Source organism: Pseudomonas cucumis, assembly GCF_030687935.1.
In the GTDB taxonomy this organism is placed as follows: Bacteria; Pseudomonadota; Gammaproteobacteria; order Pseudomonadales; family Pseudomonadaceae; genus Aquipseudomonas; species Aquipseudomonas cucumis.
The window spans coordinates 5,175,642-5,196,264 of the sequence record NZ_CP117454.1; the positions used below are offsets into that span (position 1 = coordinate 5,175,642).

17 protein-coding genes, 1 tRNA gene and 1 pseudogene are annotated in these 20,623 nt (G+C 59.1%); 11 read left to right on the forward strand and 8 right to left on the reverse strand.

The window, feature by feature from the left end:
- Window positions 1-54: 54 nt before the first annotated feature.
- Window positions 55-1,068: a 1-aminocyclopropane-1-carboxylate deaminase gene (locus tag PSH97_RS23450; RefSeq protein WP_305446885.1), complete on the forward strand. Its 1,014-nt coding sequence runs from the start codon at window positions 55-57 to the stop codon at window positions 1,066-1,068.
- 95 nt (window positions 1,069-1,163) lie between these two features.
- Here the strand turns inward: PSH97_RS23450 and PSH97_RS23455 are convergent, their stop codons facing one another.
- Window positions 1,164-1,397: a hypothetical protein gene (locus tag PSH97_RS23455; protein ID WP_305446886.1), complete on the reverse strand. Its 234-nt coding sequence runs from the start codon at window positions 1,395-1,397 to the stop codon at window positions 1,164-1,166.
- 253 nt (window positions 1,398-1,650) lie between these two features.
- Window positions 1,651-2,868: an MFS transporter gene (locus PSH97_RS23460; RefSeq protein WP_305446887.1), complete on the reverse strand. Its 1,218-nt coding sequence runs from the start codon at window positions 2,866-2,868 to the stop codon at window positions 1,651-1,653.
- 323 nt (window positions 2,869-3,191) lie between these two features.
- On the opposite strand from PSH97_RS23460, the gene PSH97_RS23465 reads away from it, so the two are divergent.
- From PSH97_RS23465 to ggt, 3 genes are all read left to right on the forward strand, one after another.
- Complete coding sequence (locus PSH97_RS23465; RefSeq protein ID WP_305446888.1) at window positions 3,192-5,249, forward strand: methyl-accepting chemotaxis protein; 2,058 nt, start codon at window positions 3,192-3,194, stop codon at window positions 5,247-5,249.
- Between the two features lie 116 nt (window positions 5,250-5,365).
- A tRNA-Met gene (locus PSH97_RS23470) sits at window positions 5,366-5,442 on the forward strand.
- 150 nt (window positions 5,443-5,592) lie between these two features.
- Window positions 5,593-7,437 (forward strand): gamma-glutamyltransferase, encoded by a 1,845-nt coding sequence (ggt, locus tag PSH97_RS23475; RefSeq protein WP_305446889.1) that lies wholly within the window; start codon window positions 5,593-5,595, stop codon window positions 7,435-7,437.
- Between the two features lie 129 nt (window positions 7,438-7,566).
- Here ggt and PSH97_RS28655 read toward each other — a convergent pair whose 3' ends face one another.
- The 3 genes and pseudogenes from PSH97_RS28655 to PSH97_RS23485 form a co-directional block, all read right to left on the reverse strand.
- Window positions 7,567-7,998, reverse strand: coding sequence for a methyl-accepting chemotaxis protein (locus PSH97_RS28655; RefSeq protein ID WP_405046562.1), 432 nt, complete (start codon window positions 7,996-7,998; stop codon window positions 7,567-7,569).
- Window positions 7,999-8,154: 156 nt separating this feature from the next.
- Window positions 8,155-8,931: pseudogene (locus PSH97_RS28660) on the reverse strand (PAS domain-containing protein); the annotation flags it as partial.
- Between the two features lie 70 nt (window positions 8,932-9,001).
- Window positions 9,002-10,315 carry an MFS transporter gene (locus PSH97_RS23485; protein ID WP_305446891.1) on the reverse strand — a complete coding sequence of 438 codons (1,314 nt, stop codon included), beginning with the start codon at window positions 10,313-10,315 and terminating at the stop codon, window positions 9,002-9,004.
- A 296-nt stretch (window positions 10,316-10,611) separates the two neighbouring features.
- On the opposite strand from PSH97_RS23485, the gene PSH97_RS23490 reads away from it, so the two are divergent.
- From PSH97_RS23490 to PSH97_RS23500, 3 genes are all read left to right on the forward strand, one after another.
- Window positions 10,612-10,932 (forward strand): hypothetical protein, encoded by a 321-nt coding sequence (locus PSH97_RS23490; RefSeq protein WP_305425182.1) that lies wholly within the window; start codon window positions 10,612-10,614, stop codon window positions 10,930-10,932.
- A gap of 180 nt (window positions 10,933-11,112) precedes the next feature.
- Window positions 11,113-12,285: a hypothetical protein gene (locus tag PSH97_RS23495; RefSeq protein WP_305446892.1), complete on the forward strand. Its 1,173-nt coding sequence runs from the start codon at window positions 11,113-11,115 to the stop codon at window positions 12,283-12,285.
- 180 nt (window positions 12,286-12,465) lie between these two features.
- Window positions 12,466-12,990, forward strand: a complete 525-nt coding sequence (locus tag PSH97_RS23500) for an SET domain-containing protein-lysine N-methyltransferase (protein ID WP_305446893.1) — start codon at window positions 12,466-12,468, stop codon at window positions 12,988-12,990.
- A gap of 8 nt (window positions 12,991-12,998) precedes the next feature.
- Here PSH97_RS23500 and can read toward each other — a convergent pair whose 3' ends face one another.
- Window positions 12,999-13,643, reverse strand: coding sequence for a carbonate dehydratase (gene can / locus PSH97_RS23505; RefSeq protein WP_258617122.1), 645 nt, complete (start codon window positions 13,641-13,643; stop codon window positions 12,999-13,001).
- A gap of 179 nt (window positions 13,644-13,822) precedes the next feature.
- Between can and PSH97_RS23510 the strand changes: the two genes are divergently transcribed.
- Complete coding sequence (locus tag PSH97_RS23510) at window positions 13,823-14,227, forward strand: serine kinase/phosphatase (protein ID WP_305446894.1); 405 nt, start codon at window positions 13,823-13,825, stop codon at window positions 14,225-14,227.
- Window positions 14,228-14,351: 124 nt separating this feature from the next.
- Here PSH97_RS23510 and rimI read toward each other — a convergent pair whose 3' ends face one another.
- Both rimI and PSH97_RS23520 read right to left on the reverse strand, forming a co-directional pair.
- Window positions 14,352-14,804, reverse strand: a complete 453-nt coding sequence (rimI, locus tag PSH97_RS23515; protein ID WP_305446895.1) for a ribosomal protein S18-alanine N-acetyltransferase — start codon at window positions 14,802-14,804, stop codon at window positions 14,352-14,354.
- Window positions 14,797-15,537 (reverse strand): energy transducer TonB, encoded by a 741-nt coding sequence (locus PSH97_RS23520; RefSeq protein ID WP_305449858.1) that lies wholly within the window; start codon window positions 15,535-15,537, stop codon window positions 14,797-14,799. Before PSH97_RS23520 ends, rimI begins: the two co-directional genes overlap by 8 nt.
- A 206-nt stretch (window positions 15,538-15,743) precedes the next feature.
- Between PSH97_RS23520 and mksB the strand changes: the two genes are divergently transcribed.
- Genes mksB through mksF form a run of 3 tightly spaced genes read left to right on the forward strand, consistent with a single transcriptional unit; the run spans window position 15,744 to window position 20,549 of the window.
- A complete protein-coding gene (mksB, locus tag PSH97_RS23525) occupies window positions 15,744-17,021 on the forward strand; it encodes an Mks condensin complex protein MksB (RefSeq protein ID WP_305446896.1) in 1,278 nt (425 codons plus the stop codon).
- Window positions 17,011-17,712, forward strand: a complete 702-nt coding sequence (mksE, locus tag PSH97_RS23530) for an Mks condensin complex protein MksE (RefSeq protein WP_305446897.1) — start codon at window positions 17,011-17,013, stop codon at window positions 17,710-17,712. The genes mksB and mksE overlap by 11 nt, the downstream gene beginning before the upstream one ends.
- Window positions 17,709-20,549, forward strand: a complete 2,841-nt coding sequence (gene mksF / locus PSH97_RS23535; RefSeq protein ID WP_305446898.1) for an Mks condensin complex protein MksF — start codon at window positions 17,709-17,711, stop codon at window positions 20,547-20,549. Before mksE ends, mksF begins: the two co-directional genes overlap by 4 nt.
- The last annotated feature ends 74 nt before the right edge of the window (window positions 20,550-20,623 follow it).

The following is a 20,623-nucleotide window of genomic DNA, read 5'->3' on the forward strand; positions in this document are numbered from 1 at the left end:
CTCTCATATCTGCTCTAGACTGAAAACGGCTCATCCGTGATCTGGAGAACCCTCATGCTGGAGAATTTTGAACGCTATCCACTGATGTTCGGCCCTACGCCGATTGAGAAACTCAATCGTCTGTCGGCATGTCTCGGTGGCAATATCGAGCTCTATGCCAAACGAGAGGATTGCAACTCCGGACTTGCGTTTGGCGGCAACAAGATCCGCAAGCTGGAATACATCATTCCCGATGCCATTGCCTCGCAGGCGGACACGCTGGTGTCCATCGGTGGCGTCCAGTCAAACCACACGCGCCAGGTCGCGGCTGTCGCTGCCAAACTCGGCATGAAGTGCCGTCTCGTTCAAGAAAGCTGGGTTCCATTCCCGGATGCGGTCTACGACCGGGTCGGGAATATCCTGATGAGCCGCGTGCTGGGGGCGGAGATTGAATTCGTCGATGAAGGTTTCGATATCGGTATCCGCGAGAGCTGGGAGCGGGCGCTAGAAGACGTCAAGGCGAAAGGAGGCAAACCGTATGCAATTCCCGCCGGAGCTTCCATGCACAAATATGGAGGTCTGGGCTATGTTGGCTTCGCCGAAGAAGTACGCGAGCAAGAGGCCAGGATGGGGATCAGGTTTGATTACATCATCGTCTGCACTGTGACCGGCTCCACACATGCAGGCATGTTGGTGGGATTTGCCAAGGATGGTGGTGCGCGCAATGTGATTGGTATCGACGCCTCCGCCACACCTGAACAAACCAGGGCACAAGTGTTGGCAATCGCTCAGCATACGGCGAAGCTTATTGGGCTTGGCCAGGAAATCACAGCTGACGATGTTGTCCTTAAAGAAGAATATGCCTATCCGGCCTATGGCATTCCATCAGAAGAAACCAACACAGCCATTCGGTTGTGCGCTCGCATGGAAGGCATGATGACAGACCCGGTCTATGAGGGAAAATCCATGCAAGGCCTCATCGATCTCGTCCGCCAGGGGTTTTTCCCGGATGGATCGAAGGTGCTCTATGCACATCTCGGTGGTGTACCAGCGATTAACGCGTATAGCTATGTCTATCGAAACGGCTGATTTTTGTAAAAGGTCGCGATCGAGATCGTTAACGCACGCAATAAGGCCCTACTAACCTCTTCGTCATCCGCGTCAGTGTGCCACTATCGTTATTGTCACACACGGTGCTTTGTCCGATTGAAGAACATCGAAGACCCCGCCCCCACTACTGCGATTGCAAAGATCCCGACATCGATGCTGCCAATGTAGGGCGGCAGCACTAACATCACGCCAAAGCCCAAACCGACCAGAGCAATACCCAGCCATTTCCTGAGCGCGTAGTTCCTTACGCAAGTGTACAACAGCATCATCCCCACGCAGGCCAACGCATACTGACTGTAGAGATTCATGGGCCTATGCCCCTTGGGACTTGATGATCATGGAAGACACCGAGCGCTATGGTCCAATACCGCCGCTGACTTGAACGTCCAGACTGACGATGACATCGCCAGCGTGATAGGCCGGTAATCAAACTCCACTGCTCGCACTCTTATCGAGTCCAGAAAGGCGCGAAGTTTCCATCAGGATAGTGATTTGCGCAAACGGCAATCACGGTTGCAGGCATGCTTTAGCACTACAAGTCTCTATACCGGTCGGTACGGGTCAGCCTTTTTGGGTTCTCGGCAAAAAGATCGCCAACACCCCTAACAACGGCAAGAACGAACACAGGAAGTACACGTACTCAATGCCGTGAATATCCGCCAGATGCCCGAGTAGCGCCGCACCAATCCCGCCAAAGCCAAACATCAGTCCGAAGAACACCCCTGCAATCATCCCGACGTTACCCGGCACCAGTTCCTGGGCATATACCACGATCGCCGAGAACGCCGAGGCGAGGATGAAACCGATCACCACGCTTAGAACGCTGGTCCAGAACAGATCAACGTGGGGCAGCATCAGAGTGAACGGTGCGACGCCGAGGATCGAGAACCAGATCACCGCCTTGCGCCCGATCTTGTCGCCGATCGGCCCGCCGAAGAAGGTCCCCGCCGCTACTGCACCGAGAAACAGGAACAGGTGCAGCTGCGAGCTGGCCACCGACAGGTCAAATTTTTCAATCAGGTAGAACGTGAAGTAGCTGGTGAGGCTGGCCATGTAGAAATACTTGGAGAACACCAGCAACCCGAGCACCACCAGTGCGCTGGTTACCCGGCCTTTCGACAAGCCGTGAGTCGCTGCCTGACCTTGTTTGAGCTTGAACAGATTCAGATGGTTGGTGTACCAACGACTGATCCGATACAGCACGAACAGCGCAAACAGCGCGAACAGTCCGAACCAGGCCACATGGCCCTGACCATAGGGAATGATGATCGCCGCCGCCAGCAACGGTCCGAAAGCCGACCCCGCATTGCCGCCGACCTGAAACGTCGACTGCGCCAAGCCGAACCGCCCACCCGAAGCCAATCGCGCCACCCGAGAAGCTTCCGGGTGAAAGGTCGATGAGCCGACACCGATCAACCCCGCCGCCAGCAGAATCATCGGGAAGCTACCGACCACAGACATCATCAGAATGCCGATCAATGTGCAGACGGTACCGGCCGGCAACAACCAGGGTTTGGGATGACGATCAGTGTGATAACCGACCCATGGCTGCAACAGCGAGGCCGTCAGTTGAAAGGTCAGGGTGATCAGACCGATCTGGGTGAACGTCAGGCCATAGCTGGCCTTGAGCATCGGATAGATCGACGGCAATACCGCCTGAATCAGGTCGTTGATCAAATGCGCCAGCGCCACCGCGCCGATGATGCGCATGACCAGCGGGCTGCTTTGTGAAGCGGCGGGCGCCGACGTAGCGGCGGACTGCGTGTTGCTGATAGCCATGAGAGTTTCCGTACTGCGGATGGGTGCGCGCTGGCAGGTCGGTCAATGTGCCATTTTTCGGTGCAGGTGCGCCATCCCCTTAGCCTGCTAACGACTTCAAAAAAGAAGGTGATAGCGCAAAGCCATGGTCTGAATCTTGCCTTGTTTATCCGCTTCAACGCGGCCCCTTACAAAGGGAACCGAGAATGGGAAGTTTCGCTACAGAGTCGGCCTACAGAGCGGACCAAGGTGAACTTTCGAGGCCTTTTAGCAGGGCACAAGTCGCGGTCGCAATGACCTCGACGCACGCCAATGGTGCGTGGTGTCCAGAGGAGTCATGGGGCATGCAGGCTTTTTTATCACCGGGGATCGGGCTGCTGGGGCGCTTCGGCTTCGCGCGCAAATTTCAGCTGCTGTTTCTGCTGTTTATCCTGCCACTTGCGGGCAGCCTGTGGATGATCGGTCAGGATTATCGTGACAAGTTGAACCTGATCTCCGGCGAGCGCGCCGGGGTTCGTCAATTGCTCGCCCTCGATGCGCTCGACAATCTGCTCGCCGCCCAGCGTGACCGCGCCGCTCGTTGGCGCGCCACCGAAACCAATCGCCAGCCGACACCCGCAACCATCGCTGCAATGGCAGCGTTCGACGCGGTTCAGCCGGCCGTGGCTCAAGCCACAATGGACCTGGGCAATGCCCTGAAAACCGAAGGCGCCGAGGACCAAACTCTCACCCGCTATCAGGCCCTGCAAACCGCGCTCACCGGCCTGGATACGAAAAGCTTGAGCAGCGTCGGTTGGTGGCCGGACGGCTACGATCGCTTCACTAATGCCTTGAGCGCCCTGCAAGCCCTGCGCGAACAAATCGCCATGGACAATCGCCTGACCCTGGCGCCATGGCTGGAAACATATCTGCTGACGCAGATCTCCACCCAACACGCACCGGACCTGATTGAACGGGTCGGGCGCCTCGCCGCGGTCGGTCAGGCATCGGTGGTGTCCGGGCAGTTCACCCTGCAAAGCCGCCTGCAACTGCGGGACTTGCGCAGCCGCATCGGCGATGCCCGGGAACAGCTGGTGAAAACCGCCAGCCTGCTGGAAGCGCGCCTGCCCAGTGCCTTGCAAATCTGGGCCGGGCAATACCACGACAGTCTCAAGCACCTGGACGCCGGTTTGAAAGTGCTGGACGAGGGCGTCTTCGGCGGCAGCATCAACCTCAAGCCGGAAGACTTTGAACGCAGCCTCGACGCCCTCCTCGGCGACCTCGCCTCGTTGCGTCAGCAATCGTTGGTTTCTCTGGATCAACGGCTGGACTATTACCACGGCTCGGCCATCCGCCAATTCATCCTGGTGGCGACAGTTTTTGGTTGCCTGCTACTGGCCGCGTTGTACCTGTTCATCTGTTTGCAGGCCTCAATCCGTCGCAGCGCCAGCGGCATCACGCTACTGGCCGAAGCGTTGCGTGACGGCAACCTGAGCCTGCAAGTACCGGTGCAAGGGCGCGACGAACTGGCGGCGATCAGCACCGCCCTGAATGTCGCGGTGGTGCAACTGCGCAACAGCCTGCTGGGGGTCGATCACGAAACCCTGCAACTGAGCAACGCGGTGCGCACCCTCAACGACCACTCCAGCGGCGCTCTCGGCGAAGTCGAGGCTCAGCAATTGCAAATCAGTCAGATCGCCGCTGCAGCCACGCAACTGGCGGCCACTTCTCAAGGAGTAGCCCAGAGTTGCGAACAGGCTTCCGGCAGCGCTCAGCACACCCAGCGCATCGCCGCCGACAGCAGTCGTGACAGCCAACGCACGACAGCGAGTATTCAGCAGCTCAATCAGCGCTTGAACGACACCGCGGCGGCACTGGGTCGGGTCAGCGAGCAAGGGCAGCAGATTCAATTGGTGGTCGATACCATTCGCGGTGTCGCCGAGCAGACCAACCTGCTGGCCCTCAACGCCGCCATCGAGGCCGCACGGGCCGGCGAGCAAGGTCGTGGCTTTGCCGTGGTGGCCGATGAAGTGCGCAGCCTGTCGCAACGCACTCAATCGTCCACCGCACAAATCGCCGGCACCGTCGACAGCCTGCGCAGCACCGTCAACGAAGCGGTAAGCCTGATGGAAGCCGCCTGCGGCCAGGCACAATCGGATGCGCAAGCCGTCACCGGTCTCGGCGAGCGCCTGGGGGAAATCGCCAGCGCGGTGCAGAGTGTCACCGACACCCTGGCGCAGATCGCTACCGCTGTCGAAGAGCAAGCGAGCACCGCCGATGAAGTCAGCGGCAACATCCAGCAAGTCGATCAGGCTGCGGTACGCTTGCTTGAAGGCGCACGGGCGGTGAACCTGGCGGCGGACACCTTGAGCCAGGGCAGCAAGGCCTTGAGTGCGAATACCGGGAGATTTCAGCTCAGCTGACGCCCTCCCCTGGCCTGATTTTTCGGGCCAGCGGGATAAGCGGTTGAAAGTGTGGAGAAATATTTTAGATTTACGCTTGACGCATCTTCGTTCCAGGTGAATAATGCGCGCCACTTGGCTACATAGCTCAGTTGGTTAGAGCATAGCATTCATAATGCTGGGGTCCGGGGTTCAAGTCCCTGTGTAGCCACCAAGTACTAAAAACGGCTTACCGAAAGGTAGGCCGTTTTTTTATGCCTCGAGAAAAGCGGCATTCGTTTCAGGACGGCGGACCTGATTTGCGTCGCTCCCCCCAGACCGATAAAGTCCCCGGACATTTTATCCCATGGACGGAGTGCCCCGCGTGTTCTCAGCCTTCCACTTGAGTCGCTTTCGCCTGTCAGCTTTTTCGCTGATCGCCACCGCTTTAACCCTCGCCGCGTGTAATGTCCCGCCCTCTTCGCCGTCAGTCTCAACCCTGCCGGTCGCGCCAGAAATCGCCTCAGGTTATCGCACCGACCTGCAGACCCGGCACGCCTCGAAACACATGGCCGCGGCCGCCAACCCGCTGGCAGCCGAAGCCGGGCGGGAGATGCTGCGTGGAGGGGGGTCGGCGATTGACGCGGCCATTGCCATGCAAGCGGTGTTGACGCTGGTCGAGCCGCAATCATCGGGTATCGGCGGTGGCGCGTTGATCGTGCTGTGGGATGGCAAGGCAGTGCGCACCTACGACGGTCGCGAAACCGCTCCGGCCGGCGCCACCGAAAAACTGTTCCTGCAAGCCGATGGCAAACCGATGCCGTTCACCCAGGCACAGATCGGCGGACGCTCGGTGGGGACGCCGGGTGTATTGCGGGCACTGGAGCTGGCGCATCAAAAGCACGGTCGCCTGCCGTGGGCGAAGTTGTTCGAGCCCGCCATCAAACTGGCGGAACAAGGCTTCGCCATTTCGCCACGACTGCATCAGTTGATCGCGGCGGATGCGCTCATACAGCGTTCACCGGACATGGCCACCTACTTTCTGAATACCGATGGCAGCCCGAAAGCCATCGGTACACCGCTGAAAAACCCGGCACTCGCCGCGGTGTTCAAGCGCATAGCCAAGGAAGGCCCCGATGCCCTGTACGAAGGGTCGATCGCAAAAGAGATCGTCGCCAAGGTTCAGGGCCACGCCAACCCCGGCAGCCTGTCGTTGAACGATCTCCAACGCTACAAGGCCAAGGAACGCGGGCCGCTATGCACCGACTACAAACGCTGGCAGGTCTGCGGCATGCCGCCACCGTCGTCGGGCGGGATCGCCGTGGCGCAAATTCTCGGCACCTTGCAGGCGCTGGAATCCCGCGACCCGCGTTTTGCCCTGGCACCACTCAAACCGGTCAAGACCAGCAAGCCGGCGGGCATCGAGCCGTCATCTGAAGCCGTGCATCTGATCGCTGAAGCCGAGCGCCTGGCTTACGCCGACCGAGCGCAGTATGTCGCCGACACCGACTTCGTACCCGTACCGGTAAAAGGTCTGATCGACCCGACTTATCTGGCCAGCCGCGCCTCCTTGATTGGCGACCGCAGCATGGGTCAGGCCAAACCCGGCACCCCTCCAGGGATTCAGGTTGCCTACGCGCCGGACCGCTCGCCGCTGCGCATCTCCACCTCGCAAGTGGTGGCGGTCGATGACGAAGGCGGCGCCGTGTCCATGACCACCACCGTGGAAGCAGCGTTTGGCTCGCACCTGATGGTCCAGGGTTTTCTACTCAACAACCAGATGACCGACTTCTCGTTCATTCCTGAAGAGAACGGGCAAAAAGTCGCCAACCGCGTCGAACCGGGTAAACGCCCGCGCTCATCCATGGCGCCCACGCTGATCTTCGATCGCCAGAACGGCGAGTTCCTGGCCACCATCGGCTCCCCCGGCGGCTCGCAAATCATCGAATACGTGGCCAAGTCCACCATCGGTCTGCTCGACTGGAACCTCGACCCGCAAGCGGCCATCAGCCTGCCCAATTTCGGCAGCCGCAACGGCCCGACCGAACTGGAACAGGGTCAGTTCAGCACAAAGCTGATTCAGGCACTGAAGGACAAAGGGCACAACGTCAACGAGATCGACATGACCAGCGGGACTCAGGCGATTGTTCGGGTCAAGGATGTGCAGGGAAAAGCGGCGTTGGCCGGCGGAGCCGATCCGCGGCGTGAGGGGGAAGCGTTAGGGGATTGAGTCGTACGCAGAGATGTGAAAAGGCTTACCGGAAGGTAGGCCTTTTTTTATTAGCGAAGAATCCAAGTCTGATCAAGCTGCAAAAGGAGGCCTGACCTTTTTAGGGCTATTCATGCCGTACAGATAGCATCAAGTGGATAACTGATTGGCAAACTGCCCAACCGCGTTCACCACTTTCTGCGCCCCGTCTTGAATTTCGACGATCACCGTACCTGCCTCCGCCGCCAGCGCCAGCCCCTGTTCGGCCTGGAGTTTGCCATCGGTCATCAGGGCCACGGCGTTGCGCGCCATGTCCTGGTTCTGGCGTACGACGCCGACAATTTCATCGGTCGCCTGGCTGGTGCGCGAGGCCAGTTGCCGAACTTCATCAGCCACCACGGCAAAACCTCGACCCTGTTCACCGGCGCGAGCCGCTTCGATGGCCGCGTTGAGCGCCAGCAGGTTGGTCTGTTCGGCGATGCCACTGATGGTTTTGACGATGGTGCCGATCACCAATGATTGTGCGTTCAGCGCTTCGATGCCTTCGCCAGCGGTTTGCATGTGTTTGGCCAGGTCACGCATGACGTCCACCGCTTGAGTCACCACAGTGGTACCCCGCTGGGCACAGCTGTCGGTCTGCAACGAGGTGCTGTAGGCGATGTTGGCCGCTTCGGCGACCGCTTGCTCCTGATTGACCTGATCGGTAATTACCGTGGCGAATTTCACCACTTTGTAGAGTTTGTTGTTGGCGTCGACAACCGGGTTGTAGGAGGCCTCCAGCCAGACCACGCGACCGTGGCTGTCGATGCGCTTGAAGCGATCAGCCACGAACTCGCCAGCGTTCAGGCGACGCCAGAAGTTCTGATACTCGGCGCTGTTATATTCCTCAGGTTCGCAGAAAGTGCGGTGATGTTTGCCCTGGACCTGCGCCAGACTGTAGCCCATGCCGTTGAGAAACCGCTCGTTGGCCATCAGCACGTTGCCATTGAGGTCGAACTCGATGACCGCGGTCGAGCGCACCAGTGCGCCGATCAGGTTCTCGTGCTCACGGGATGCCTCGATGGTGCGGGTCAGGTCGCTGGAGTAAATCGAGAAGTGTTTGATCCGGCCATCCGCGGACCGCACCGGTTGCATGATTGACCGCAACCAGGCTTCGGCACCGTTGCCCCGCAGTAAACGAACCGTGCCGGCAAAGTGCTCGCCACGGGTCAATGCAGTCTTGAAGCGGCGGTGGAATTCGTCCGACTTCACATGAACCGGGACGATGTCTTCGATGTGTCGGCCGACCAGATCGTTGCCCTTGTAAAGCATCTCACCCCTGAAATTCTGGTTGGCCGATTGAATCCTGCCATCGGAATCAAGGATCAGGGCCAGCATCTCGCTGTCCAGGCTCTCCTTGACTTGCTGAAGGCTGGAGAGTTCTTCGCGAAGAGCCGACAGCTCCTGCTTCAAGCGTTTGTTGAACATGGGAAGCACCGATGGACAGGGATAAAAAGCTGCATACAGCCTAGCCATCGGCTTTGGGGATATTTTCTGAAGAGTGTTTCGGGTTTGTCCTACAAAAATAGTGGCAACACGAACACCTTTATACCGCGCCGACTACCGAACAGCGCCCAGTTCGCGGTACTCGCGCGCCGAAATACGCCGCGCTGCTGATGCCCACAGCCCCCATCACTGCGCAGAAAATCACACAAATCCACGGACTCCACGGCATCAGACCGATCAACAGCAGCGGTGTGATGCTGGCCCAGGCGGCGTAGGCAACGTTGTAGGTAAAGGAAATCCCCGAGACGCGAATCCGCGCCGGAAACAGACTGACCATCACCGAGGGCACCGCGCCGACTACCCCGCAAGAGAGGCCTGCCACTGCATAGGCCAAACCGATCCACTGGCCTTCAATGATCAGGCAGGTATAAAGCACGCCGATGCCCAACGGCAGCAGCAGGCTATACAGCATCACCGTGCGCCACGCGCCGATGCGGTCGACAAGCAGCCCCGCGAGTACGCAGCCGATGTTCAGAAACACAATGCCCAAAGCACTCAGGGCGAAGGTATGGCTGGCGGTCATGCCGAAGGTTTTTTGCATCATGGTCGGGGTAATGACTACGAATACCACCACGGCCGAGGTCAGCACGCAGGTGAGAATCATCGCCGGCAGCATCGCCAGGCGGTGCTCTCGCAGGACCGTGCGCAGCGGCAGTTCGACAGTATTCTCGCGCTGGGCCTGCATGGCCATGAATACCGGGGTTTCACTGAGCCAGCGACGCAGCCAGACACCAATGACGCCAAACACACCGCCCAGCAGAAACGGGTAGCGCCAGGCGTAATCAAGGATTTCCGTCGGGGTGAACGTCTGTGCCAGAAATGTCGCCGTCAGAGCTCCGATCAAGTAGCCGAAGGTCAGCCCCGCCTGCAGGAAGCCGAGGGCATAGCCGCGATGCCCGACCGGTGCATGCTCGGCCACGAACACCCAGGCACTCGGCACTTCACCGCCTACCGCCGCGCCTTGCAGGACCCTCAAGGCCAACAGCAACAGCGGTGCGAAATAGCCGATTTGAGCGTAGGTCGGCATGATCCCGATCAGCAGGCATGGCAATGCCATCATCAGGATACTCAGGCTGAAAACCTTCTTGCGCCCCAATTTATCGGCGAAATGCGCCATCAGGATCCCGCCCAGAGGTCGCGCAAGGTAGCCGGTGACGAAAATCCCGAAGCTTTGTAGCAGACGCAGCCACTCGGGCATTTCTGGCGGGAAGAACAGCTGACTGAGGGTCAGCGCGAAAAACACGAAAATGATGAAGTCGTAGATTTCCAGCGCGCCGCCAAGGGCTGCTAGCCCCAAAGTTTTGTAGTCCGAGCGGGTGAAGGGCACCGGGCGCGCATCTGTGTTGGCAGTCATGAAAAAGAACTCTGGCAGGTAAAAAACCAAGGCGCCCATGGTCTACGCAAATGCGTTTGTGGACAACCCGTTAGACCATCGTCCCAAACGCACACACAGCATCACCGCAACGGACCGATTGATTTACTGTTGCTACGGCCCGGACGGGCAATGATCAAGATTTATCCTACATGCAGACTCGATTGCGTCCGACGTTAAACCCAGTTAGCTCCTATCTCAAATATATAAATCAGCGGGTTAGACTTCGGCGTCTCACAACCTACTTTCTCAAAGTTAACCAAGGATGAACAAGTCAGATGTCTTTAGTATCGAAAACGCTGGAAGAAATGATCAATGAGATTTACCAGGACGGCAGAGTTTCAGTCGTTGAATATAAGAAGTTGCGTGATGATGCTGATCGCCGCATGGACGCTGTCGTTCGCGAGTTTGGCCTGCACAACAATCTGACAGCGTTCCAGAAAGCAATGGATGTGGTCATGCAGCTAATGCAAACGTCCATCATCGATGCCAAAAAAGCCAAGTTGACCGATACAGGCGAAGCCATCGTCAAGGATGCGGTTGTTGCGCAAATTGAATACCTGCGCGCGGGCAGCCATCTGGCATTGCATTTGTTGTAATACTTAATATTTACCCGGCTCCGGATATTTACTTGGGGGCCGGACTCTCGCGTCGAAAGGCCCAAATAGGCCGGGGCAGTCCTGTGAAAAAAACCATGAGAACCCGCTTTTATATGTAACGCCGCTGATCCAATATGGCATGCACCCCATCATCGGGACCACGCTGAAAAGGATCTGAGCATGTTAAAACTCACAGGACTCACCCTCGCAGCCCTCACCCTGAGTGCCGCCGCTCACGCAGATGTCGATCTGAATCTGGGCAGTACCGAACGAGTCACCCGGCTGTTCGCCTACCCCAACAACTGCAACGTCATCTGCTATCGCAACTGGACGCTGGAACAGACAGTCGAGCACTACCTGACCCAAAGCGTGCAACGCGATGGTTACAAAACCGCAAAAGTAGTGGTCAAAACCGACAATGAGCAGCTCTACGCCAATATCAGCGGTGTGCCCAAAGGCTATGACAAGCCATTGACCGCATTGCTCAAGGCTGGGGATCTGGCTTACAACGGCGCCAACAAGCTGAGTGCCGATGGTAAATGGACCTATAACTGGTACCTGTTCCTGCCACTGGGCATGGCACTGGAAAACCGCAAAAGCGTCGAACTGCTGCACTTCCCGCCGGATTACTCGCTGACCCAAGCCCAAGACTACCTGGAGTCCAAGACTACCGACCGCTGGGCCACGCTGCTGACCGCCAACGGCATCCCTGACGACCAGACACCGGGCTATCAGACCATCATCGACATCGCACCGATTGCCGCGCCGTCCAGCGCCGGCAAGGACCTGGAAGGCGTCTATGACTACTTCAAGGATTACCAGACCACCATGGTCAAGGAAGTCAGCCAGAACGCCAGCGGCGCTGCGTTGCCAATGGTTGCCTTTGGCGCACCGGTGCGTAACTGGATCAAGCAACAATACGGGCCGACCGTGGACGTGCTGGGCTTGGCAACCATCAGCCCGAGCGAGGGTGTGAAAGTACCCGTACTGGGTTCGAACCACCCGAGCTACATCTGGTACGCCGCCGATCCCGAGGCCTATAGCGGCAGCGATGCCCAGGCCAAGGCCGATGCCGCGGGGCTGAAAGTCATGGGGCAGGATTTGAGCGCCGCGTGCTGGCAGGCCGGGATGGGCAGCAAACCGGGCACTGACCCTACCGTTCAGCTGAAAAGCTGCACTCAGACCTGGCAAGTGACCCAGAAAGAAAAAACCTGCGAACTGTTCTACACCTCGATCCGCAACCTGACGCCCGAACAGGCCGTGGCCAAATGCGCAACAACGACAGTCAAATCTCAGTTGAAACAGCTGAAGACCCCGTCTCTTGCGACCTCTGCTCCTGCGCCACACTTGTAAACGATGAACGTCTTTCTCGTGTCAGCCTTGGCTGACGCGGGAAAGAGACTTTTACGCCTGTCATATCTGACAGTAGACCAGTTGTTTCATTTGCGAGAGGCTTGGGGCGTACCCATGTGCTGCAAAGCTGACCGGAGGTCAGTTGACGGAGTTTGTAGCACCCCGCTGACAAGGATTGTTATGAGAGCTCACAACCAACAAAAAATCCCCCCACCGCCATCCAATGGCATCTATCCCTTTGAAGAATTGCCCCTTCGCCTTGGATTCCCCTCCAGGGATGACTTTGAAACTCTCAACAACGCAGAGGGATCGGCAATAGCTGTCATGGCTCTGCGCGAATTCCCCCGCATCAGCCGAATCTGCAGGGTTTCCGGGCATCTGCTGCCCTACCGCAACCGACACACCCGGCAGCTGGCACCCGAAATCCATGTCTACGATCCGCGCTTCTGCGGTTTGCTGAGCCACTCCTGCGACCCCAACGTCTTTCTCGACATGAGTGAGCTGTGGTTATGGGCGCTCAAGGACATCAAAAAGGGTGACCGACTGACGATGGATTTCGCCGCGACAGAAGACAAGCTGCTGCGGCAGTTCGCCTGCCGCTGCGGTAGTCCGGGCTGCCGTGGCTGGATCATCGGCTATGACGAATCGCCGAATGCCAGTGGAGAACAGTTTTTTCAACAGTGGCGTCGACGAAGTCCCGGCTGAAAAGGGTTTTACAACGTTTCGACCGGACGCAAACGGTACTGCGGTGGCAACTGTTCGAAACCGCTGATGGTGGCGTTCAGGCTTTTCCAGCGACCGTCCTTGATGCCATAAATGCAGCCATGAATCGACAGGCTCTGCCCGCGATGCCAGGCGTTTTGCACAATGCTGGTATGACCGACGTTGGCCACCTGCTGGATCACGTTGAGCTCGCAAAGGCGGTCGACCCGCTCTTCTTCTGTGGACAACTTGGCCAGTTCGTCGCGCTTTTCATAATAGAGATCGCGAATCGAGCGCAGCCAACCGTCGATCAGGCCCAACTGACGGTCCTGCATCGAGGCGCGTACACCACCGCAGCCATAGTGGCCAGTGACCAGGATGTGTTTGACTTTGAGCACGTCAACCGCGTACTGAATCACCGACAGGCAGTTGAGGTCAGTATGCAACACAACGTTGGCCACGTTGCGGTGCACGAACAGATCGCCCGGCAGCATGCCGACGATTTCATTGGCCGGCACGCGCGCATCGGAGCAGCCGATCCACAGGAATTCCGGCGTTTGCTGACGGGCCAGTTTGGCGAAGAAGTCAGGATCTTCTTTGGTGATCGCATCAGCCCAGCGTTCGTTGTTATCAATCAGATCTTGTAATTCGTTCATGCATGAAGCCTCAAGAATGATTTGCTGCTTTGACAGACAACCGTGTGTCGGGGTCACGCGCAAGATGCAGATACCCCTGACGCCCTGTCTATAACGGCTAGCCGGCGCTCCATGCCCGCGGGAATTCTCGGCAGCCCAGTGGGTCAATTGTAGTAGGGCCTACAGTATGAGGAATTGCCATGACTGATTCACGACGTCCGTTCGATAAGGAGCAACCCGAGCCCATCGACGACGATGAAGACCGCATGGGCTCGGTGCATGAGCTGGATTTCGACGAGGAAGAACCCGGCACCAGAATCGGCGACCTGACACCCGAACAAGAGCGTGCACAGCAGCTGCCCGAGACACGCGTCCGTAAAACCCGCATAACGGGGGGCTCGCCCAATGACAACGACGCCACCGACGATGACTTGAGCCCGGAAACCCTGATCCGTGAAGACGGCGCACGGGATTCCCATGAAGCGGGTGAAGGTGGCCAAGCGGATTGGGATCTGAGCATTGTCGATGAAGACGATATCGGCGGCGGCGACGGGCTGGATGAGGCCGAATGGGCCAAGCACGATCCGTTGGACGGCAAGCGTTGATCGTTGGCGTCAGTGAAGACGCTTCGCGGGCAAGTCGGACCGCCGCACCGCTCGCTCCTGCGTGGTTGGTGGCAGGAGCGAGCGGTGGGGGGGTCCGACTTGCCCGCGAAGCTTTTAGCAACGATCAATCAACCAACGTGCAGGCCATCACCACCGCATCTTCTCGCCCGCCAACCGCCGGGTAGTAATCCCGCCGACGCCCGACTTCGTTGAATCCATACCGCTCATACAACCGAAACGCCGCCCGATTGCTGTCGCGCACTTCCAGAAAGCATTCCCGCGCCTTGGCTTCATAAGCCCGGGACATCAGATGCTCCAGCAGCGTCAAGCCCAGACCGCGGCCCTGGTTTTCCGGTTTGACGGTGATGTTCAGCAGATGCGCCTCGTCAAGAATGATCTGCACCACGCCATGACCGACCTGCTGCTGCCCTTCGAACATCAGCCAGATCTGGTACTTGCCCAGGCCATCGAGAAAAATCCCGCGGGTCCAGGGATGGCTATAAGCCGCGTATTCGATTTTCAGTACAGTGTCCAGGTCCGCCTCGGTCATCGGGCGGAACGATACAGCGTCACTCATTCGATTCTTTCCAGCGCGCCATCAGCCGACGCATGGCTTGCCAGACATCAGCCTTACGCTGTGGCTCTTCCATTAATAATTCCAGACCCGGCAGGGCCCAGACCGAACCCAGGCCTTCGACCTGAAGTTCACGGTTGAAGGATTCGGCGTTGGCCTCACCGGCAAAACGCACCGCCGGCAAGCCGATCAGCCACAGGCAGACGCATGGAGCGTCTTCCAGACGGGCCGACAGAAAGCCTTGTACGAAATCCCGAGCCGCTTCCGGCCCTTGATCCATGGTGCCGCGAGCCAGCAGCGGCCAGCGCACCGGCTCGCCGATGATCTGCGGGCTGTCTGGCAGGCCGGCGGCGCGTAGCATGTCTTTGAGTAACAGATAGGCCGGATCGCGGGCCTGGAAGCTTTCGCCTGTGGGTAACTCCACCAACAACAGGCAACGACCCGCACGCAGCAATTGCAGGGCGAAACGCGGTGGCGGAACGACCGGTGCCTTGACCGCGACCGGGGCCTCTTCTTCTTCGACCTTGGCGTTCGTGCGGGTGCTGGCCAGCGACGGCCGTGGCACCTCGATTTTTACCCGTTCGGCCGGTTTGACCACAGGCTCCACGGGCGCCTGCGCCACCGGAGCAGGCGCAACCGGGACGACGACCAATGGCTCGGGCGTCTCCAACAATTCGGGGCGCGATGGCGCAGCAAAGGGCAATTCGGTGCGCGGCAGCCAGTTGACCACCTGCATGGCGGCCAAATAAGCGCGGCGACGGGACTCGATAAGCAAAGGTCGGCCACTTGTGGATAACTAAAGTGCGTTGATTCTACCGCCCTTCGCTCAAGATCGCCCGCGCTTGATCGATAGAAAACCGACAGTCCATCCCGAGAGTGAATCGACACGGCTGCGATGCAGTACAATCGCGGCTTTTAATCGCCAACCAGCCGGCCATTCCGATGATCGAACCCAAGCGCGTCTTGCGCGCCCTCGCTGAACACTGGGCACTTCTGGAGCCACTGTGCGAGCACTTCGACCAAGGCACCCTGAGCCTCAACGAACTGCGTTCACAGTTGGCCGCCCAGCAACTGGACAGCACACCGCAGGACATCACCAGCCTGCTGGACGTGTGGATCCGCCTCGACATTCTGGTTCCCGTGGCGAAAAGCCCGAACCGCTTCGAGCTCAACGCGCAGATTCACGACTTCCTCGCTTACCTGCGCCGTGAGCACCGTCTGGGCCTGTGCCTGGAAATCGAAGCCTATCTGCGCCATCTCGAACGCCTGGCCGGTTACATCCAGGACGCCTTCGACATTCGCGACGGCAACGATCTGGCGCGCCAGTTGCGCCTGCTCGACATGCGTGTGCGGGACGTGCTGAAGAAACTCGCCAACGACGAACAGGCCCTGGTGGCCGTCGCCGAGCGGGCCAAGACCAGCGACCGGCAGATCCCGTTGCGTCAACGCTACGCTGAAGTACTGGCGACCTGGGATGAATACGTCGAGCCAATGATCCAATTGGTGAATGCCGACGGCGCCTTCGAACAAGGCGTGCGCAAGGTCGAAAACGTCCTGCTGAAGATGCTCACTGAACAGCAGCGCCTCGGCCATCTGGTTGACGACGACATGCTGCTGCGCACCCACGCGCGCATCCTCGAAATGCAGACCAGCGCCCAGCTGACCTTGCGTCATGCCCGTGAACTGCTGCTGCCGCTGCGTGAAGAAGCGCGCCGGCACAACGCCGTAACCCGTGGCGCGGCGCTGGCCTTGTCGGCCATTCGTCGTAAAGGTATCGATGCGGTGCCACAAGCCGCGATGCCGATGTTCACCCGGCCGCAAAGCACCTTCCTCGGCAGCGCCAGTCAGGTCGAAGCCTACGTGTACGCCCTGGCCCGTTTCGAGCCGAAACCGGCGCGGTTCCCCAAGGCTCACAAGACCCAGAAAGGCGAAGCCCCACGCGCGCCACGCACGGTTCGGGAAATGCTCGAACGCTGCGAAGACGCCCTGCCGATGCCGGACCTGATGAGCTGGCTGCTGGAGCAGGAGCCGGATGGCGCCACCGACGAATTGCTCTACTGGTTCTCGCGCCTGTCGCGGGAAAAACGCTTCAAGCGCGAGCGTCTGGAACGCCGCGATTACCACACTCACGAGCACCAGGTCAGCCTGCGCTCCTTCGCCCTGCTCTCGGCCCGCGACACCGCCGCCGAGGATTCTGCGAGCACGCCATATGCATCTTGATCTTTCCGAACTGTCCCAGCTGGCGCCGATCTTTCGCGAGCTGTTCAAGGGTTACCACGTCAGCCGCCGCGACCCGGAGCTGTACGCGCAACTGTCGAACTTCCAGGACCAGTACCGCACGCTGTTCAAGGCGCTGGGCTTTGAACTGGTGTGCGATACCCGGGGTTTCTACTACTTCGTGCCGGACCTGGCTGCTGCTGCGGTAAACAAGACGGCACAACGTCTGGCGCTGTTCACCTTCATCCTTGTCGAGCACCTGGCCGACCAGGGGCGCGACCCGGTCGCCGTGCTCGACGGCGGCAGTCTCGGGCGCGATGAATTGCCATCGCTGCTGGAAAAGTACCGCGACCTGTTCATCCAGGCCGAAGTGCAGACCGTCGAAGAGCTCGAAGAAAAAATCATGCGCCGCATGACTCAGCTCGGTTTCGCCGGCGAAGAAAACGGTATCTACCGTTTCCTGCCGCCGATGCACCGCTTCCTCGATGTCTGCCTGTCGGTTCAGCAGGACCGCGACCTGGCCGCCAGCCTGCACAGCGTGCTGCCGTTACCAGCGCCGGTGCTGATTGACGAAGACAGCGACGAAAAACTGCTGCAGACCGACGACCCGCTCGATCTCACCGAGTTTGAAGAAGAGAGCGAAGAAGACGCCATAGCCCGCGCCATTGCCGAAGAACAGGAGACCGACGCATGAGCAAGGAACGCTACGGCATTCGCCGCTTTGCCCTTTTGAACACCGCCGGTTACAGCCTTGGCCTGTTCCCACTGGAAGAGCCACTGTCGGTTTACGGCGCGAACAACCTCGGTAAATCCGCCTCGATCAACGCCTTGCAGTTCCCGATCCTGGCGCGCATGTCGGACATGAGTTTCGGCAAGTACAGCCTGGAACAATCGCGGCGTTTCTACTTCGCCTCGGACACCAGTTACATCCTCGTCGAAGTCTCCCTGCCCCACGGCCCGCACGTAATCGGTGTGGTCGGTCGCGGTCCGGGTGGTGGTTTCGGTCACCAGTTCTTTGCCTACGCCGGTAAACTCGACCTGGCTCATTATCAGAAAGACGACACCTGCCTGCGGCAGAAAGAGCTGTTCACCAATCTTGAGCGCGAAGGCCTGAAAGCCTACGAACTCAAGCCGGATGAACTGCGTCGTTTGCTGGTGGGCGGCCACACCTCGATTCCGCTCGACCTGACGCTGATCCCGTTGCGCTCCACCAGCGAACAGAGCCTGAAGACCTTCCGCGCCCTGTTCATCAACTTGCTGCACATGCGTGAAATCACCGCGGCCAAGCTCAAGCAACTGTTCCTCGATGCGTTCGAACACAGCCTGCGCTCCGGCAGTGTCGATTACATCGCCGCGTGCGAAGAAGCCTTCCGCGACGTACGCCGCATGGAGCAGGACTACAACTCGCTGGTGGCGGCCGGTCCCTTGGTCGAAGCCTTGGCCAACGGCGTGAAACAGCGCGATATCCTGCGTGGCAAACTGCATCGCCTGTCGCCGCTGCTCGACTCCCTGCTCGGCACCTGGTCGGATTACGCCAGTGCGCGCAAGGAAGAACTGACAATCCAGGCCGAGCACTACCGCAACGAGCAGGATGCGCTGCAAAACGATCAGCGCGGCGGCACCCAAGAACTGATGCGCCTGGAACGGGAAATCACCGGCATCCAGCGCTGGCTCGGCGAGTTGTCGGTGCTCAAGCATCGCTTCGCGCTGGTCGATGACGTCAAAGTCCTCGAACAGCAACTGCTCGCGGCCAAGGACGCGCACGACGAACTGGCCGGTGCGCTGGCACAGTCGCGACAGTTCAGTGCCGAAGACCTGGAAGAACGTCTGCGGGATCTGGAAAAACGCCTGAAGTCGGTCAAGCAACAACTCGATCACGCCGACAACAACAGCTACGCCCGTTTGCGCGAAGAGTTCTCGCAACAGGACGTCGAGCGCCTGATGCGCCTGTTCAACAGCGCGTTGTTCAGCCTGCCATTGGGCGAACACGGCATCACGCTGGACGAGGACGGTCAGTGGGTCAAATCCATGGAACTGATCCTTGATGGCTTCAAAGGCGAGCGCTTCGAAGTGCCGGGCCTGTCCATCGACTTGTCGCACATCGAGCCGCCGGCCCTGCAAGCCTTGGCCGACCGCGCGGCACTGCGCGATCAGAAAGACCGCCTGGAAAAAGAACTCAAGCAGCTGAAAACTCAAGCTGCCGTGGCAGCCGACCGTGCGGCCAGCAAGACCCAGACCGAAGCTCTGTACCAGCAAGTGCTGGATGCGCAGAAAGCCCTGGAAGATTTCCGCCGCGCACAAACCCTGAGCGCCGAAGAAGGCGACAAGCTTGAGCAACTGGCGCAGATGGAAGCCGCTCAGGACGAGTTGAAGCGTTCCAGCGATGCCTTCACCGAGCGCGTCCAGCAACTGTCGGCCAAGCTGCAACTGGTCGGCCGGCAGATCGGCGATATGGAAGCCAAGCAACGCACCCTCGACGACGCGCTGCGCCGCCGTCAGCTGTTGCCGGCAGACCTGCCATTCGGCACGCCGTTCATGGACCCGGTCGACGATTCCATGGACAACCTGTTGCCGTTGCTCAATGACTATCAGGACAGCTGGCAAGGTTTGCTGCGCAGCGACGGGCAGATCGAAGCGCTCTACGCTCAGGTTCGCCTGAAAGGTGTGGCCAAGTTCGACAGCGAAGACGATATGGAGCGTCGTCTGCAACTGCTGATCAACGCATACGCACACCGCACCGATGAAGCCCTGACCCTGGGCAAGGCCCGCCGTGCGGCGGTCACCGACATTGCCCGGACCCTGCGTAACATCCGCAGCGACTATGACAGCCTCGAACATCAACTGGCGCTGTTCAACCGCGAGATCAACAAACGTCAGGTTTCCAACCTGCAAAGCTTCCGCATTGTGCTCGCGCCGAACAAGGAAGCGCTCAAGCACATTGACCAGATCATCCACAGCGCCGGTCAGTACGAAGAAGGCGAAACCCTTTCCGTCTTCGACCTGAGCCAAAGCGCCGATCAGGACAACAAGAACGAAGAAGCCAAGGAGTATCTGGCGCGGCTGGTGGCGGCGAACCACAACCAGTTGGGTCTCAAGGATCTGTTCGAGCTGGCGTTCGAGATCACCAAGGTTAACGGCCAGCCGGTGATCCATACCGACATCGACGGCGCGGCGTCTAACGGCACCACGATGACTATCAAGGCGCTGACCAACATGTACTTGTTGCTGCACTTGATGGACCGCGACCAGGCCGGTCGCGTGCGCCTGCCGTACTACCTCGACGAGGCGGCGGACATCGATGAGAAGAACCAGGCAGCGCTGCTGGAAACCAGCCTGCAACTGGGCTTCGTGCCGATTCTGGCGAGCGTGAAGCCGCAAGTTTGCGCCAGTGTCGCCATCGACCTGGAAGGCGGCAGCGGCCCGAACGGCATTTACATCGACGAAGCGGACTGGAAGTACATCCGTCGCCACGATGAAGTGAAGGCTACCGTTGTTATACAAGCTGATGAGCCAGAGCTGGATGCGGTCTGATTTGATTTAATCCAAGCCAGCAAAAAGGCCGCGATCCAATGGATCGCGGCCTTTTTTTATCTTTTCATTGTAGG